Annotated in this window: 13 protein-coding genes; 7 read left to right on the top strand and 6 right to left on the bottom strand. The window is 60.1% G+C overall.

Annotated elements, in window-relative coordinates; genetic code table 11:
- Positions 1-21: 21 nt before the first annotated feature.
- Positions 22-537 carry a nucleoside 2-deoxyribosyltransferase gene (locus tag CAL20_RS00755; RefSeq protein ID WP_094823997.1) on the bottom strand — a complete coding sequence of 172 codons (516 nt, stop codon included), beginning with the start codon at positions 535-537 and terminating at the stop codon, positions 22-24.
- A 43-nt stretch (positions 538-580) separates the two neighbouring features.
- A complete protein-coding gene (panE, locus tag CAL20_RS00750; protein WP_094823996.1) occupies positions 581-1,510 on the bottom strand; it encodes a 2-dehydropantoate 2-reductase in 930 nt (309 codons plus the stop codon).
- A gap of 219 nt (positions 1,511-1,729) precedes the next feature.
- Here panE and CAL20_RS00745 point away from each other — a divergent pair, with 219 nt between their 5' ends.
- Complete coding sequence (locus tag CAL20_RS00745; protein ID WP_094823995.1) at positions 1,730-2,785, top strand: BMP family protein; 1,056 nt, start codon at positions 1,730-1,732, stop codon at positions 2,783-2,785.
- Here the strand turns inward: CAL20_RS00745 and CAL20_RS00740 are convergent.
- Both CAL20_RS00740 and CAL20_RS00735 read right to left on the bottom strand, forming a co-directional pair.
- Positions 2,767-3,597: an AraC family transcriptional regulator gene (locus CAL20_RS00740; RefSeq protein WP_094823994.1), complete on the bottom strand. Its 831-nt coding sequence runs from the start codon at positions 3,595-3,597 to the stop codon at positions 2,767-2,769. The two genes, CAL20_RS00745 and CAL20_RS00740, sit on opposite strands and share 19 nt — an antisense overlap.
- Positions 3,598-3,727: 130 nt before the next feature.
- Positions 3,728-4,891, bottom strand: coding sequence for an alpha-hydroxy acid oxidase (locus CAL20_RS00735; protein WP_094823993.1), 1,164 nt, complete (start codon positions 4,889-4,891; stop codon positions 3,728-3,730).
- 90 nt (positions 4,892-4,981) lie between these two features.
- On the opposite strand from CAL20_RS00735, the gene CAL20_RS00730 reads away from it, so the two are divergent.
- Entirely contained in the window at positions 4,982-5,266 is a 285-nt protein-coding gene (locus tag CAL20_RS00730; protein ID WP_094823992.1) for an acylphosphatase, read from the top strand.
- A 59-nt stretch (positions 5,267-5,325) separates the two neighbouring features.
- Here CAL20_RS00730 and CAL20_RS00725 read toward each other — a convergent pair whose 3' ends face one another.
- Positions 5,326-6,231 carry a LysR family transcriptional regulator gene (locus CAL20_RS00725; RefSeq protein WP_094836958.1) on the bottom strand — a complete coding sequence of 302 codons (906 nt, stop codon included), beginning with the start codon at positions 6,229-6,231 and terminating at the stop codon, positions 5,326-5,328.
- A 143-nt stretch (positions 6,232-6,374) separates the two neighbouring features.
- On the opposite strand from CAL20_RS00725, the gene CAL20_RS00720 reads away from it, so the two are divergent.
- Complete coding sequence (locus CAL20_RS00720) at positions 6,375-7,241, top strand: pirin family protein (RefSeq protein ID WP_094836957.1); 867 nt, start codon at positions 6,375-6,377, stop codon at positions 7,239-7,241.
- Positions 7,242-7,361: 120 nt separating this feature from the next.
- On the top strand, positions 7,362-7,988 hold the full coding sequence (ycaC, locus tag CAL20_RS00715) for an isochorismate family cysteine hydrolase YcaC (protein WP_094823989.1): 627 nt from the start codon (positions 7,362-7,364) through the stop codon (positions 7,986-7,988).
- A 64-nt stretch (positions 7,989-8,052) separates the two neighbouring features.
- On the opposite strand, the gene soxR is transcribed toward ycaC, so the two are convergent.
- Positions 8,053-8,529 carry a redox-sensitive transcriptional activator SoxR gene (gene soxR / locus CAL20_RS00710; RefSeq protein WP_094823988.1) on the bottom strand — a complete coding sequence of 159 codons (477 nt, stop codon included), beginning with the start codon at positions 8,527-8,529 and terminating at the stop codon, positions 8,053-8,055.
- A gap of 131 nt (positions 8,530-8,660) precedes the next feature.
- Between soxR and CAL20_RS00705 the strand changes: the two genes are divergently transcribed.
- Genes CAL20_RS00705 through CAL20_RS00695 form a run of 3 tightly spaced genes read left to right on the top strand, consistent with a single transcriptional unit; the run spans position 8,661 to position 14,607 of the window.
- A complete protein-coding gene (locus CAL20_RS00705) occupies positions 8,661-9,926 on the top strand; it encodes an efflux RND transporter periplasmic adaptor subunit (protein ID WP_256981316.1) in 1,266 nt (421 codons plus the stop codon).
- Between the two features lie 12 nt (positions 9,927-9,938).
- Positions 9,939-13,145 carry an efflux RND transporter permease subunit gene (locus tag CAL20_RS00700; RefSeq protein ID WP_094823987.1) on the top strand — a complete coding sequence of 1,069 codons (3,207 nt, stop codon included), beginning with the start codon at positions 9,939-9,941 and terminating at the stop codon, positions 13,143-13,145.
- Positions 13,138-14,607, top strand: coding sequence for an efflux transporter outer membrane subunit (locus CAL20_RS00695; RefSeq protein WP_094823986.1), 1,470 nt, complete (start codon positions 13,138-13,140; stop codon positions 14,605-14,607). Before CAL20_RS00700 ends, CAL20_RS00695 begins: the two co-directional genes overlap by 8 nt.
- The last annotated feature ends 38 nt before the right edge of the window (positions 14,608-14,645 follow it).

Below are 14,645 nucleotides of genomic sequence, written 5' to 3'. Positions count from 1 at the left end.
TTGCGCGTGTGGCGTGATGCCTCAGGCGCCTGAGGCATCACGCAGTGCCTGCGCCATACGAGCCAGGCACTGCGCTGCATCCCCTACGACCACCGTAGCACTGCAGGCCAGCATCAAATTCAGATTCAGGCCGAAGTCCTCGACGGTATAGCCTTCGGCATCGACATGGCGCGGTGGATCATCACGTTGCGCCACTGCCAGACGCTGCACCAACGAATCCGCCTCATCCATATAGGCCCATACCGGCTTGCCCAACGCCGTGGCATAGCCCACCTCAAACGCCGTACCCGAGTCGGGCTCGGCACCGCGAAACGCATTCAGATTCGCCATCACCGCATCGGCCTGGCGAATCAGTTCAATATTGGCCTCGTAAATCCACTGTGCCAAAGCGCGTCCCGACAGTTCTGCCGGCGTTTGGTTATCCAGGGGATACAGCCCCTCAAAGCCATAGCGGCGGCATTGCTGTTTCAACCATGCACCGTGGGCGAGCGAGTCCGCACGAAACACATCAAAGCCGGCCAGATAGATCGTCTTCATCGGTTACCTCGTTGCCACACAACCCGCGCCCAGGCCCCTACAGCTACACACTCGCGGCGCGCTGCGCCTGATAGACCTGCAGATGGGTATAAGCCACTCGCAGCAACGGCACGTCCAGCTGTAATACGCCCGCACGCCGCACCATATCGCCGACGATGTGATCGGCCTCAACCGGCGCATTCAAGCTCAGATCGCGATACATGGACGCAGTCATAGGCGACTGACGGTCCGTCAGGATCTTCAGTGCCGACTCGTCCGCCCCGGCGCGCACGGCATGCCCGGACGCCGCCGCCACCTGCTGGCATTCCCTCAGCAAGCTGCGCAGGATGTCCTCTCCTGAATCCGTCGACGCGATCTGCCCAATAGAGCCGCGCATCAAACACGTCGCCGACGCCATGGTGGTCAGGAACACGTACTTTTCCCAGATGTCCTGCTGAATCTCCGTGCTCAGGCGGCTGGTGAACGCCGCGTCGGCCAATGCGGCCTCCAGCGCAGTGCAACGCGCGCTGCGCGGCTCGCCGGCGCGTTCGCCGTACACAAACACGGCATGTTGTCCCAGATGCTTGACCTGGCCCTCCGCCCCCAGCGTCGCATTGATCTGACAGAGTCCGCCCAATACGCGCGATGCGCCAAACGCCGCATCCAGGGCATCGTATTGCAGCACCCCGTTCATGATCGGCAAGATCGCCGTGTCCGGCCCGACCGCAGGGCGAATTGCCTCGATCGCGCTGGACAAGTCATAAGCCTTGCAACTGAGCACCACCACGTCGTAGGCCGCTGTCAGGTCGTTCGCCGTCACCAGCTGCGGCCGCACAACAGCGTCGCCGCGCGGACTTTCGATCTTCAACCCCTCTGCCCGCAGCTTCTGCGCACGTGCTTCTCGCACCAGAAACGTCACATCGGCGCCCGCTTGCGCCGCCCGTCCGCCGAAATAGCCGCCAGTACCGCCAGCGCCAAGGAACAACAATCTCATGCGTTTCTCCAGTGAATGCTGCGCACCGCTTCAGGCCGGGCGCGGAATCTGAGATTATGCACCCAGGCAGGCCTCACACCGGGCACAAGCTGCCTATAATCATCGCTACGCGCAGTGATGACACAGTACAGCGCCAGCTCCGTCATGTTGCACTGCGTGACTTACGCGCATGGCGCGATCTCATGCCGCAATGTTACTGGGCGATCAGGAACCTCACCCATGACTATTGGTGCTTCTTTGCCAACAACCGAACTAACACGACGACGCGCGCTACTGCAGCTCGGCGCCGCCGTGGGCGCTATCCTGATAGCAGGAAAACTCCACGCGCAATCCGACGACAAGATCAAAGTCGCCGCCGTCTACACTGTCCCGATCGGACAACCGTGGGCATCACGCGTACACAAAGCACTGGTGCTGGCCCGCACGCGCGGCGAGATCGATTACCTCTATTCGGAAAACATCCTTCCCGAAAACTATGAGGCAACCATGCGCAAATACGCCCGGCAGGGCGTACAACTCATCATCGGTGAAGCTTTCAGCAGCGAGTCCAGCGTCTATCGGATAGCCAAAGAGTACCCAAACATTGCGTTCCTGGTCGGCTCCACCAACCGTCCGCAACAACCCAATCTTTCGGTTTTCAACAACTACATCCAGGAACCCGTCTATCTGGCCGGCATGCTTGCCGGCGGCATGAGCCGAACCGGCACTATCGGCCTGATCGCCTGCGATCCCATCCCGGGCATCAACCGCTTACTGCATGCCTTTATGGATGGGGTACGCGAAATCAATCCCGACGCAAAATTTCTCCTCACGTTCATCCATTCGCGCTTTGATCCGCTCAAAGCCAAACAAGCGGCTTTGTCCCAGATCGATCAGGGTGCCGATGTCCTCTATGCAGAGCACTTTGGCGCTGCCGAGGCAGCGGAACAACGTGGCAAGCTGATCATCAGCAATATCGTCGACATGCAAGCTCAATATCCCGATACCGTTATCTCCTCGGCCGTATGGGATATGGCGCCGACCATCGAGCGCGCATTGACCATGGTCAAGCGTGGCACGTTCAAGGCAGATGACTACGGCAAATACTCGCAAATGCGCTACCAAGGCGCGATGCTGGCGCCGCTAGGGACCTTTAAAGACAAAGTCCCCAGCGCCCTGATCGCTCGCGTAGAGGCTCGTCAACAGACCATGCTCGATGGGCGCTTCACCATCAAGCTCAATGACGCGCCGTTGTCCCCGACCGGCCGCTCAGCGACTCAAATGAGCGGCAAATAAATACGCGTTTTTAGTTCCGCAGCAGGGGTCGTCTTCGGATCATTGACGTATTCCTCCCACATGGGAAAATCCCGCGTTTCATAGCCGCTGGTCGGCAACCATTGCCCGAACAGCCAGTTATATGCCGACTCCAACTCACTGTACGGCCCCGTATATTCCAATACGGCGCAACGCGTGGCAGGCAACGAAAATGGTTCAAACACCGCATCCACGGCCGCCCCATCGGGCAACGTAAAACCCGCAAGCGAACGTAATTGATCGGCCGGCACCTGTTGCGGATCGTCGAAATACACGCCAAACGACCGTGTCGCGGGCCCGATCAGTTCGCGACCGGACGCCAACAAGAACAAGCGGTCGAACGTCGTGCCGATGTGTTGATAATCGCCGTGATGCGCCAGCGTTGCCAACGATGCGCCCGCGAAAGTTTCGATAGTAGTGGGATACATGCCAAGCTCCTGAGGATTAAAAGGCCTGGAGCGCGCATGCCGGTAACGCCCCGGCGGTACGCCGAAGGCGGTCCCGAACGCCCGGTTGAACGCCGCTTGCGAGGTATATCCCGCACGTTGCGCCACCTGGTGCATAGGCCGGTCACCCGCGAGGTCCGTCGATGCACGATGCATGCGCAAGCGCAACATCGTCGCGTTCACCGTCTCACCCATCACCGCGCGATAGACACGATGAAAGTGATACGGCGACAGGCATGCCAAATCAGCCAGCAGATACAGGTCCGGCGTCGCATCAGGATGCGACGCCAACCACTGCAATACAGGGTCCAGCCGATTGGCGTACTGAATGCGGGTTTTGGCTTTCATTCGTTCTCCAGTGCTTGCACTGTAACGAGGGCCGATTTGCAGATTTTGCGGTTTTGCGGTCTTGCGATGACTCACCGTGCCCAAGCCAATGCAGACCCTTGCACGCGGCCTTGCGATCGCCTCAAGCAGATCAGGTCGGATAAGTCCCCGGCAGCAGCATGCCCCGATCCCCAGGCGTCAGCGACTTGCGCCCGCACAGCGCCATCGTCACGTCCAGCTCCTTGTACAAGATCTCCAGGGCACGGGTCACGCCCGCTTTTCCATATGCTCCCAGGCCATACAGAAACGCGCGCCCGATCATGGTTCCGCGCGCGCCCAGGGACACGGCCTTCAGCACGTCCTGGCCCGATCGAATGCCGCCGTCCATCCAGACCTCGATCCGTGATCCCACCGCATCCGCAATGGCGGGCAGCGCCGCGATTGACGACATGGCGCCGTCCAATTGGCGCCCGCCGTGATTGCTGACAATCAATGCGTCAGCGCCGCTATCGGCAGCCAGACGCGCATCCTCGACATCCAGGATGCCTTTCAGAATCAATTTTCCGCCCCAGCGCTGCTTGATCCACTCGACATCGCTCCAGCTCAAGCAAGGGTCAAATTGCTCTGCCGTCCACGACGCGAGCGACGACATATCGGCGACGCCTTTGGCATGACCGACAATATTGCCGAACGTACGACGCGGTGTGCCCAGCATTCCCAGGCACCAGCGTGGCTTGGTCGCCAGGTTGATCAGATTCGCCAAGGTTGGCTTGGGCGGCGTAGACAGACCGTTGCGGATATCTTTGTGGCGCTGCCCCATGATCTGCAGATCCAGCGTCAGCACCAGCGCCGAGCAATTTGCCGCCTTGGCACGATCGATCAGATTCCCGACAAAATCGCGATCACGCATCACATACAGCTGAAACCAGAACGGCTTGCCCGTCGCGCGCGCCACGTCTTCGATCGAGCAGATGCTCATCGTCGACAGCGTAAAGGGCACACCGAACTCGGCCGCCGCCTGCGCGGCCAGCATTTCGCCGTCCGCGTGCTGCATGCCTGTCAAGCCCGTAGGCGCGATCGCCACCGGCATAATGGCATCGACGCCCGCCATCGTAGTGCGCAACGAGCGGCCTTCCATATTGACGGCAACCCGCTGACGCAGCTTGATTTTCTGAAAATCAGTTTCGTTGGCACGATACGTGCTCTCAGTCCATGCCCCCGAATCGGCGTAGTCATAGAACATGCGTGGCACGCGTTTCTGCGCCAATACACGCAGGTCTTCGATGCAGGTTATCTTGGCAAGATTCTGGGTCATAGGACAGTATTGCAAAATAGACGGCTCCGAAAGTATACGCGCCGCTCCCGGCGCCTCTGCGGCAGCTCAATCAGGTATCAAAGGATTCTCATGCAAGTCCCTCAACACGAAACCGTACACGCAGTCATCAAAGGCGTCGTACAAGGCGTGGGCTACCGGCACGCAACCGTGCGCCGCGCCCATATGCTGGGTGTGACCGGATGGGTGCAGAACATGGAAGACGGCACCGTGCAAGCCATGGTGCAAGGCAGCCCCGATCAGGTCGACCACATGCTGGAATGGCTGCGCCGCGGCCCGCCCGCCGCCGTCGTACGCGAGCTGATTACCGAACGCATCTACGCGGACAAACGCTACGCACGCTTTGAGCAGTTGTAGAACCGGCCGTCGCCTTGCGTCCCCATCTCATGGCACATGGCCTGCCATGGCGGCGGCGTTCAATCGTCGGCCAATGCCGCAAAGTGATCGGCGAGGAAGTCGATCAGCGCCCTGACCGCCGGCAGTTGCCCCCGCCGAGACGCGAACACCGCATGCACGATCTCGCGGCGCGGCGCCCAATCCGGCAATATCGTCACCAGCTCGCCCCGTTCGAATTGTCCGCGCAGCAACATGGTGGGCAATTGCACAATCCCGACGCCAGCCACTGCAGCCGCCCGCAACGCCAGCATGCCGCGCGTAATCAGGCGCGGTTGATGACGGATAGCGGCATGCGCGCCATTCGGTCCGAATAACTTCCATACATGCTCGCTCTGCGGTAATCCCAAGCCCAGACTAGGCAAATTAGACAAGTCAGCCGGCGCTGCGGGCTTGCCAACACGCTGCAACAGGGCCGGGCTGGCGACCAGGCATTGCCCCCGCTCGCAGAACACCCGCATGATCAGATCGCTGTCTTCCAGCGGTGGCGGCCGTACCCGGATCGCCACATCGATGCCTTCGGCCACCACGTCCACCCGGCGATTCGTTTCCTCGAGGTGAATCTGGACCAGCGGATACTGCACCATAAAAGCCGCCAGCATGTCAGCCACCTGTGCATCCAACAACGCCACAGGACAAGTCACCCGGACCGTACCGCGCGGCTCGGCCTGCGTGAGCGCCACGGCCTCCTGCGCCGCCTCCGCTTCGACCAGCATGGCCTTGCAATGGGTATAGAACGTCTGGCCGATCTCCGTCACCGCAAAATGGCGGGTCGTACGCATCAGCAATCGCGTATCCAGCCTGGCCTCCAACAAAGCAATGCGCCGGCTGAGTTTGGACTTGGGCACCCCCAATGCGCGGCCCGCGGGCGCAAAACCGCCGTAATCCACGACCTGTACAAAATAATAGAGATCGTTCAAATCCTGCATGGCGGCTCCTCACTCTCCCTAATCGTTCTCATGATGGAACGCTGATAGCGAATTTTACGTACTACCGCCGAAATTGTCCCGAATCTATAGTTATACCCATGGCGCTGCGACACATAGCTCGCAGCCGGCACTGGAGAAAGATGATGAAGAAAGTCCTCGGCGTTTACAGCGCACCGCGTCCCCACTGGGTCGGCGACGGCTTTCCGGTTCGTTCGATGTTCGGCTACGACAGCCACGGCAAACATCTCAGCCCGTTTCTGCTGCTGGACTACGCCGGCCCCGCGCAATTCGCGCCAGCCGCCCGTCCCCGTGGCGTAGGTCAGCATCCGCATCGCGGCTTTGAAACGGTCACCATCGTGTACCAGGGCGAAGTCGACCACCGCGACTCCACCGGCGCCGGCGGCCACATCGGTCCGGGCGACGTCCAATGGATGACGGCGGCCGGCGGCATCCTGCACGAGGAATTTCATTCCGAAGCGTTAACCCGCCAAGGCGGCGCGCTGGAAATGGTGCAACTCTGGGTCAACCTGCCGGCACGCGACAAAATGTCCGCGCCAGGCTACCAAACCCTGTTGAATCGCGACATTCCCTCGGTAGCGCTGCCCGACGGTGCAGGCCAGGTCCGTGTCATCGCTGGTGAATTCGACGGCCATCGCGGCCCGGCTCAGACCCACACCCCCATGAATGTCTGGGACGTGCGTATGAATCAGCAAGGTGTCGCGACGTTTGACGTACCCGAAGGCCACACCCTGGCATTAGTGGTGTTGCGTGGCACAGTGATGGTCAACGGCGCTGAAATCGTTCGCGAAGCGCAGCTGGTCCATCTTGAGCGCGACGGCACCCAAGTCCAGGTCGAGGCCAACAACGACGCCACGCTGCTGCTGCTCAGCGGCGAACCGATCGACGAGCCCATCGTGGGCTACGGTCCCTTCGTCATGAATAGCGACGCCGAAATCCGTCAGGCCATCGACGATTTCAACCGCGGCCGTTTTGGCCAGATGACGCATTAACTTTGACCCGATGCGCACCGTCCTCGACCCGGCGGTGCGCATCACCTACCCCCTCGCCCCTGCGAGCCATGCTTGAACCCCGCCCACCCGGGCACCACCTGAGTGCAACTGGAGACCGTCATGACCAAACCCTACACCCGCCTGGACAAAAACAACGCCGCCGTCTTGCTGGTAGATCACCAAGCCGGCCTACTGTCCCTGGTACGCGACATCGATCCCGACAAATTCAAGAACAACGTGTTGGCCCTGGCCGACATGGCCAAGTATTTCAATCTGCCTACCATTCTGACCACCAGCTTCGAAACCGGCCCGAACGGCCCGCTCGTCCCCGAACTGAAAGCCCAGTTCCCCGATGCCCCGTACATTGCTCGCCCCGGTCAGATCAACGCCTGGGACAACGAAGATTTCGTCAAGGCCATCAAGGCCACTGGTAAGAAACAGCTGATCATCGCCGGCGTCGTCACCGAAGTCTGCGTCGCATTCCCCGCGCTGTCCGCACTGGAAGAGGGCTTCGAAGTATTCGTCATTACCGATGCCTCCGGAACCTTTAACCCGCTCACCCGCGACGCCGCCTGGGACCGCATGAGCGCCGCGGGCGCCCAGTTGATGACCTGGTTCGGCGCAGCATGCGAACTGCATCGCGACTGGCGCAACGACATCGAAGGCCTGGCCGAATTGTTCTCGAACCACATTCCTGACTATCGCAACCTGATCACCAGCTACAACACGCTGACGCAGGCGAAGTAATCAGCTTATTGCACCGCCCGGCGGGAAACCTCGGGCGGTGCGCTACCGACGACTCGCAACGGCTTCACGCCTCATCACCAGCAGGCGTCAACTGATCACCCAGCCACAATCTGGGCCCGGGTCCCTTGCGGCCGATGCAATCAGCGCGGTTGAACACATTGCAGACTTTCATCGACAAACAACCGCACCCTATGCAGGACTCGAGGTTGCGGCGCAACTGCTTCAGTTCCTGTATGCGCTCATCTACGCGGCTGATCCAGACAGGCGAAAGACGACTCCATTCTTCCCCAGTGGGGGCGTGATGTTTCGGCAGCCCGTCGAGCTGCGCAGCGATTTCGTCCAGTTGAAATCCCAACCGCTGGGCAAACACGATATAGGCCACTCGCCGCAATGTCGATCGGCGATAGCGGCGATGACCTGATCCGGTGCGCGTGGACTCGATCAAGCCGAGCGATTCGTAATAACGCAATGCCGAGGCATTGACCCCACTGCGCTGCGCGATAAACCCTATTGGAAGCAGGGCATCATCCCACTCGTCCATGTCGCAAACTCCTTTTATCACTTGACTTAAAGTTGACTTTAACTTTGAAAATACATTCCTTCAACGAGTAAATCGCGGGCACCTGTGCCCCGTGCGGCCGCTGCGGCCATGCTCATTCCTGGAATGTAAAGATGACATCGACCCTCAGCCCGCGCTGGTTCATGCGACTGGGTACGGCGGCCATAGCCCTGGCCGCATCATTGGGCTTGACCGCCTGCGAACAGGCTGCCGAAGGCAAGGAGCAGGCCGCCGAGCCTCTCCCCGCCCAGGTAACCGTCGAACTTGTGGAACAACGGCAGATACAACAATGGGACACGTTCAACGGCCGCATTGCCGCCATGGAGAGCGTGGAGATCCGGCCGCGCGTGAGCGGCTATATCGACGCCGTGAACTTCCAGGATGGGCAACCGGTACGCAAAGGCCAAGCGCTGTTCACGATCGACGCCAGACCCTATCAGGCAGCGCTCGCCAGCGCCCAGGCACAGTTGCAACACGCCAGAGCGGCGGCGGCCTTGGCCCGGACACAGGACAAGCGCGCCCGTGCGCTATTGCCTGACCGGGCAATCTCCGCGGAAGAAGCCGACAACCGTGCGAGCACCTTGGCACAAGCCCTCGCCAACGTACAGGCCGCCGAGGCGGCGCTTGCCACAGCGCAACTGGACCTGGACTTTACCGTGGTACGCGCGCCGATAGATGGGATAGTCGGGCGTGCGATGCTGACGGCTGGCAATCTAGCGCAGGCCAATACGAGCGTCCTGACCACACTGGTATCCCAGGATCCCGTTTATGTTTATTTCGATGCGGACGAGCAAAGCCTGTTGCGCAATAAACAGATTGCCCGCACCGCCGCCGACCGCAGCACAGACACCACACTCGTACGCATCGCCTTGGCAAACGAAGACAGCTTTGCACATCAAGGCACAGTGAGCTTCACCGACAATCGCCTCGATCCGCAAACCGGCACCCTGCGCGTGCGCGCCACGCTCCCCAATGCTCAAGGTCTGTTCACGCCTGGCATGTTCGCGCGCGTGCAGATGCAGACCCCCGCCAAATTCAACGCCATACTGATCGACGACAAAGCCGTCCTGACGGACCAAGACCGCAAGTACGCCTACGTGGTGGGTCAGGGCAACCGCGCCGAACGCCGCGAATTGCAGTTAGGCCGCCTGTTCGAGGGCCGGCGCATTGTCGAGTCAGGACTCCAGCCCGGCGACCAAGTGGTCGTCGCAGGCATGCAGCGGATCTACTACCCAGGAATGCCGTTGGCGCCCACCACACGCAACGACAAAGAACCAGCAAAACCCGCTTCGACAGATCGAGATCAGCCGCGAGACTCTGTCGCACAGTTACACGTCACGTCGTCCGCAAAAGAAACCGCCGCCCTGCGTCGGCCATAAATCGAGGCCGCCATGGATTTCTCAAAATTCTTCATCGATCGGCCGATCTTTGCGATCGTGTTGTCCATCATCATGTTCGCCGTGGGCTTGATCGCTATTCCTCTGCTGCCCTCCGGCGAATATCCCGAAGTCGTCCCACCCAGCGTCGTCGTGCGCGCAACCTATCCGGGCGCCAATCCCAAAGAAATCGCCGAGTCCGTCGCCGTCCCGTTAGAAGAAGCCATCAATGGCGTAGAAGGGCTGATGTACATGAAGTCCGTCGCGGCTTCGGACGGCACCTTGCAAGTGGTCTCCACCTTTCGCCCTGGCACCGATCCCGACGATGCCACCGTACGCGTACAAAACCGCGTCAGCCAGGCCCAAAGCCGCTTGCCAGAGGAAGTGCGTCAATTCGGCATCACCACACAAAAGCAAACGGCAACGCCGTTGATGTATGTGGGATTGGCCTCTACCGATGGCCGTCTCGACACACTGTACCTGCGCAACTACATCACCATCAAAGTCAAAGATGAGCTCGCACGTATCCAGGGGGTGGGTGATGTCGGCGTCTATGGCTCGGGCGACTATGCAATGCGGGTGTGGCTGGATCCCGACAAAGTCGCAGCCCGCCAACTCACCGCAAGCGAAGTGATTGCCGCCGTGCGCGAACAGAACGTGCAGGTCTCTGCCGGCCAGCTCGGCGCAGAGCCCAGCACCAAGGATACGGACAAACTCCTGTCCATCAATGTGCAAGGCCGATTGAAAACCGAACAGGAATTCGGTGACATCATTCTGAAAACCGGCGCAGACGGACAGGTCGTGCGTCTATCAGATGTGGCTCGCATCGAACTGGGGGCCAGCGACTACACCTTGCGCGCCTCCTTGAATGGCCAGAACATGGCCGCATTGGGCATCTTTCTCACACCCGGCGCCAACGCCCTGAAGGTGGCAGAGGAGGTTTACCAGACCCTGGATCGCTTATCTCGCGATCTGCCCCAGGCCACCTCGTTCGAATATTTGTGGGACCCGACCGTATTCGTACGCGAATCCATCTCGGCCGTTCAGCATACCCTGATAGAGGCGGTCATCCTGGTCGTGCTGGTCGTCATCGTGTTTTTACAGACTTGGCGCGCGTCGATCATCCCGCTCTTGGCCGTGCCGGTATCCATCGTAGGCACATTCGCGTGGCTGCTGCTGCTCGGCTATTCCATCAATACGCTGACCTTATTCGGCTTGGTCCTGGCCATCGGTATCGTCGTCGACGACGCTATCGTTGTCGTGGAAAACGTAGAACGCTTTATCGAAAAAGGCCACAGTCCGCGCGATGCAGCCCACCTGGCGATGAAAGAAGTGTCCGGCCCCATCATCGCTATTGCATTGGTGCTGTGCGCCGTCTTTGTGCCGATGGCCTTTCTGGATGGCATCACTGGACAGTTCTACAAACAGTTTGCCGTCACGATTGCGATCTCCACCGTGATCTCCGCCATCAACTCTCTCACGCTGTCGCCGGCACTAGCGGCAAAGCTGTTGCAGGGCCACGGCGCACGCAAAGATGGATTGGCGCGCGTCATTGACTGGAGTCTCGGCTGGTTCTTCAAACGCTTCAATCGCGGGTTTGACCGCAGCGCGCAGGCCTATGAACATACCGTCGGCCGTTCGTTCAAAAAACGAGGGATCGTATTTGCCGTCTACATCGCGCTGCTCGCAGGCACGGCGGTACTTTTCAATAACGTGCCCGGCGGATTCATCCCGATGCAGGACAAGCTTTACCTGTTTGCCGGCGCCAAGTTGCCCGAAGGCGCCTCGCTGCGCCGCACCGATGACGTCACGCAGGAACTCACGCGTCGCGCGCTTCAAATAGACGGTGTGCAATCCGTGTCCGCGTTCGCAGGCCTGAACGCTTTGCAAACCACCAACACCCCGAACCTGACCAGCGCCTATGTCACCCTCAAACCCTTTGGCGAGCGCAGCCGGGACGCCACGGAAATCAGTGCAGAACTGAACAACGCGCTAGGCACAATGGAAGGCGGCTTCGGTTATGCGCTCATGCCGCCTCCCATACAAGGCCTGGGCAATGGATCGGGCTATTCCCTGTTTCTGGAGGATCGCGCCGGCCTGGGTTATGCAGCTTTGCAGCAGGCCATGAATGCCTTTCAAGCCGAGATCGTCAAGACACCTGGCATGAGCTATCCCGTGAGTGCCTACCAATCCAACATCCCCCAGCTGGAAGTCAAAGTGGATCGCACCAAAGCCAAAGCACAAGGCGTGGCGCTCAACGATCTCTTTCAAACATTACAAACATATCTTGGGTCCGTCTACGTCAACGACTTCAACGCTTTCGGCCGTGTCTATCGCGTGATGCTGCAAGCCGATGCCAACTACCGGCAAACCGCTGAAGACATCGGCAAACTGCAGACGCGCAATAGCGATGGACAGATGGTGCCTATCGCGTCCATGGTGACGGTGGTTCCCACCTACGGTCCCGATCCGGTCATGCGATACAACGGTTTTCCTGCAGCCGACCTGATAGGCGACGCCGATCCTCGCGTCCTGTCTTCGGCCGAAGTCCTGGCCAAGCTGCAAGACATTGCCCAGAGGACGTTACCGCGCGGCATCGAACTGGCGTGGACAGAGATGAGTTATCAACAGGTCGAACAGAGCGATGCGGCGGTTGTCGTATTCGCGCTAGCGGTGATGCTGGTCTTTCTCGTCCTCGCCGCACTATACGAAAGCTGGACCATGCCGCTGGCTGTCATCCTCATTGTTCCCGTGTGTATTTGCGCGGCGCTCTTCGGTGTGTGGTTATCGGGGGGCGACAACAATATCTTTGTGCAGGTCGGTCTGGTCGTATTGATGGGATTGGCGTGCAAGAACGCCATCTTGATCGTGGAATTCGCGCGCGAACTGGAAATGCAGGGCGCCAATATTTGGGACGCCGCCCGCACTGCCTGCCGCCTGCGCCTGCGCCCCATCGTCATGACCTCGATTGCCTTTATCGCTGGCGCAGTACCGTTGCTGATCGGGCACGGCGCAGGCGCCGAGGTACGCGCGGCGACAGGCATCACGGTGTTCTCCGGCATGCTGGGCGTCACGGTCTTCGGTCTGTTTCTCACCCCTGTGTTCTATGTCACGCTACGCAAACTCAGCGGCACTCAGCTCAAGCCGCACGGCAACGCCGCCACACAGGCTGCGACGATCCAACGCCATCCTGCAGAATCACCGGAGCAAGCTCATGGCTAAATCTCTATCGGTGCGCAGTCTGGCCGTTGCGTGCAGCCTCATCATAACGGGTTGCGCAGTGGGCCCGGACTTTCATAGCCCCGCTGCCTCCGTGCCCACCTCGGCGCAATTCGCACGCTACGAGGCCGGCGAGACTGAACCAGCCGACAGCTTGCGATTACCCGCCTTCGATGTGCGTGACGCAGACTTCTGGACTCAGTTCGGCGACCAGCAGTTGAGCGCTCTCGTGCAACAGGCTTTGAACGGCAACCGCGACTTGCATGCAGCCTACGCTAGATTGCAAGGCGCCGATGCGCTGCTGAACGAAACGCAGTTCGACCGTTTTCCCACCGTGACCATGAACGGCGAAGCCGCTCAGCAAAAGCTGAGCGAAGATCAACTGAGTCCTGGCCAGCCGCGCTCTGCGCGCAGTTACAACGCCCAGATCCAAGCAAGTTGGGAATTGGACCTCTACGGCCGCGTACGGCGTACGGTAGAAGCACAGCAAGCGCAGCAACAAATGACGCAAGCCGATTTGGCCGCGTTGCAAGTCGTCATCGCCGCCCAAGTCGCAGATACCTATACACAGCTGCGCGGTACGCAACTGCGCCTGCAGATCGCGCTGTCGCACGCGCAGAACCAACGCGATACGGCGCAGCTGGTGGAGCGCCGGCTACATGCTGGGATGGGCACGGACCTGGACCAGAGCCGTGCGCAGGCGCAACTGCAAAGCACGCTGGCGCGCCTGCCCGCGTTGCAGGCGCAGATTTCCGTACTGCAACACCGGCTCGCGGTGCTGTTGGGTGAGCCTCCAGAGAGCCTCATTGCACGGCTGGACGCGGTACAGCCCCTGCCACAAGTACCGCCCATGTTGGACCCAGGCACACCTGCAGAATTGCTGCGCCGCCGGCCCGATATTGCGGCGGCGGAGGCACGGCTGCACGCGGCTACCGCCCGTATCGGCATTGCCACCGCCGATCTCTTTCCGCGTTTATCGCTGGGCGGTCTATTAGGCAGTTTCGCCTTGAGCGGGCATGGCATGTTCAACGCCAATACAGAAACGAGCAGCGTTTTTCTGGGCGTGGATTGGTCCTTTCTCGACATCGGCCGCGTGCGTGCGCGCATCGCCGCCAGCGAGGCGGGTGCTTCCGAGGCGCTGGCCAATTATCAGCAAACCGTACTGGGCGCTCTAGAGGAAACGGAGAATGCGTTGGTGCGTTTGAATAGAAATAGAGACGAGCTGCAAACGCTGCAGGCCGCCGTACAGCAACGCAACAAAGCAGAGCATATCGCTCAACGCATGTACCAGAGCGGCACGTTGGGTTTGTTCGAAGTCCTCGATGCCCAGCGCGAGCAACTGGACGCGCAGGACATGGTGGCTGAAAGCCAGACCAATGCAGTGCGTTCCAGCATCGCCGTATACAAGGCGATGTCCGGACGCTGGGATCAAGCGGCAGATCTACAGCGATATGCCAAGAACTGACGATAAAAAAGGAGCCGCTGTCCGCGGCTCCTTTAATC

This window comes from Bordetella genomosp. 4, assembly GCF_002261185.1.
GTDB lineage: Bacteria > Pseudomonadota > Gammaproteobacteria > Burkholderiales > Burkholderiaceae_B > Bordetella_A.
Note: the sequence above shows the minus strand (reverse complement) of the source record. Positions and strands in the feature narration are given on the sequence as shown.